The 2,226-nt window shown below is 37.2% G+C and carries 3 protein-coding genes; 1 reads left to right on the top strand and 2 read right to left on the bottom strand.

Going from position 1 to position 2,226, the window contains the following annotated elements; genetic code table 11:
- Nucleotides 1–517 (top strand): SufD family Fe-S cluster assembly protein (locus VIG73_RS02565; RefSeq protein ID WP_331638996.1); only part of this gene is annotated, 517 nt, incomplete at its 5' end.
- Here VIG73_RS02565 and VIG73_RS02560 read toward each other — a convergent pair.
- Together VIG73_RS02560 and VIG73_RS02555 are read right to left on the bottom strand one after the other, a co-directional pair.
- Complete coding sequence (locus VIG73_RS02560) at nt 514–648, bottom strand: hypothetical protein (protein WP_331638995.1); 135 nt, start codon at nt 646–648, stop codon at nt 514–516. The two genes, VIG73_RS02565 and VIG73_RS02560, sit on opposite strands and share 4 nt — an antisense overlap.
- The gene (locus tag VIG73_RS02555; RefSeq protein WP_331638994.1) at nt 629–1,978 is read right to left on the bottom strand and encodes a tyrosine-type recombinase/integrase; all 1,350 of its coding nucleotides are present in this window, start codon (nt 1,976–1,978) and stop codon (nt 629–631) included. The genes VIG73_RS02560 and VIG73_RS02555 overlap by 20 nt, the downstream gene beginning before the upstream one ends.
- Nucleotides 1,979–2,226 lie beyond the last annotated feature (248 nt).

The raw sequence follows: 2,226 nt of genomic DNA, 5'->3' as shown, positions 1-2,226 counted from the left end.
ATTAACGATGAAATACCCAGCATGTATTTTAAAAGGCGAAGGCGCACGAGGTATGACACTTTCTATCGCATTAGCGGGAGAAGGACAGCACCAAGACGCTGGAGCGAAAATGATTCACCTCGCACCGAATACGTCATCAACGATCGTATCGAAATCAATCTCTCACCACGGTGGTAAAGTAACATACCGCGGAATTGTTGAATTCGGACGTCGTGCAGACGGCGCTCGTGCGAACATTGAATGTGATACGTTAATTATGGACGACAAATCGACATCAGATACGATTCCGTATAACGAAATTAAAAACGATAACATTTCACTCGAACACGAAGCGAAAGTTTCAAAAGTTTCGGAAGAGCAGCTCTTCTACTTAATGAGCCGTGGAATTTCAGAACTTGAAGCGACAGAAATGATCGTCATGGGCTTCATCGAGCCATTCACAAAAGAACTTCCAATGGAATACGCAGTCGAAATGAACCGCCTCATCAACTACGAGATGGAAGGTTCAATCGGTTAATCACTTAATACCCTTGTCACAACAACGTTTGTGACAAGGGTATTTTTATGTAAAAGTCTTCCGTGCCAACTTTGTGCCAAGTCTGGACAGACTTGTGCCAAATAAACCGCACTAAAACCTGCTAGTATCATCTTCATTTTCTTCCTCGGAATTTAAATATTTTGTGATTTTTTCGAGTTCATGGGATTCGTAAATAGGAGTAATATCTAAGTATGTGTCTGCAGTAGTTTGAATCGTTCCATGACCGAGCCTTTTGCTAACAAATAATAAATCAGCTCCTGCTTCAAGTGATAAAACAGCATGTGTATGTCGAAATGCATGAGTGCCTTTATACTCAACACCTGCTTGTAGGCAATATTTTTGTAGCATCTCTCGAACAGTAGAAGGTGTCATATAATTCCCATTGTATGTTTGAAAAATAATTACATCGGGGTGCCGAACGAATTTATCGTGCTTCTGAATACAACGATTTTGGACCTTTTTGAACCAATGAAGCATTTCTACTGTAACTTCATCAATTTCGATATTTCGATAACTTGCAGGTGTCTTTAGAGACGTTAAATTTGCATTATTATTGTTATCTCTACTGGTTTGTTTGTTTATGTTGACTCGATTTCCTTGAATATCACTCCAACGTAAAGCAAGTGCTTCACTGATTCTCAAACCTGTACGAGACAAAAAGAAAACGAGGGCATAGTATGGTTTATATTCACTAAACCTTTGTGGACGATGCTCTCGTAAAAAATCTAATAAAGTATTTAATTCTTCTAAGTTGTAGTATTTTACATCTCTCTTAATGTTTCGGTATTCATCTGGTCTAGAAAAGTTAACACGAGCAGCAGGATTTTTGTCGAGTACGTCCATATAATGAATTGCATGATAAAATATGTCTCTCAATACTGCCATGTGTTTTAATCGTGTACCATAGCTATAATCCTCATTTCCTTCGTATGTGTTAATCCATTCAATGACATCATTTCGATTGATATTAAAAATTTTCCGATGTGCGAAATGTGGTTCGATATGTAACCTTTTTACAACTTCTAATTGTTCTAACGTGGAATCTTTAACTGTTCTCCTTTTATGATCGAACCAATTATCGATTACTTCTTGAAACCTCATATTACGATCAGTGAGCGTACGATTATAATATGCTTTTCGTTCTGCTTCAGAGGCTTTTAATTGAGCTTCTTTTTTTGTTTTAAATGTACCGATACTTTTTAATTTACCATCTACAAAAATTCGTGCTTGCCACTTACCACTAGGTAGTTTTCTAAAATTAGCCATGAGGTGTATCTCCCTTACAATATTTTCTCTCTTTATCTTTAGAAGCTTCCAATTGTGTAATGTTTGTTCGGCAAGATCTAACTCACGTGCAACCTCCGCAACTCTTTTCCCACTTTGAACTAACTGTACAGCCTCTAATTTAAATTCTTTATCGTAACTTTTTCGCTTTGTCATTGTAGACACTCCTAGTAAATTATTGAGATTATTATACTTCATAAACTCCCAATTTACTGTGTCCATTATTTAGACTAACATCAAGTGTGTTAATTTAATGTAAATATTTGGATCTATGTCAATATCCTGGACACAAAAATGTTAAGTCGTTGTCAGAAACGGCATCCATTCATGGATGGTCCTGTATCCAGCGAAACCATTCAAGTGGAAGCTCGCACTTGACAGCTTTCGCTGGATACAGGAAGTAC

Source organism: Cerasibacillus sp., assembly GCF_036516575.1.
In the GTDB taxonomy this organism is placed as follows: Bacteria; Bacillota; Bacilli; order Bacillales; family Amphibacillaceae; genus Cerasibacillus.
This window is presented reverse-complemented; position numbering and strand designations above follow the sequence as displayed.

Coding starts and splice junctions, on each gene's coding strand:
- VIG73_RS02555 (WP_331638994.1), bottom strand. CDS start 1,978: ATGACAAAGCGAAAAAGTTACGATAAAGAATTTAAATTAGAGGCTGTA.
- VIG73_RS02560 (WP_331638995.1), bottom strand. CDS start 648: ATGATACTAGCAGGTTTTAGTGCGGTTTATTTGGCACAAGTCTGTCCA.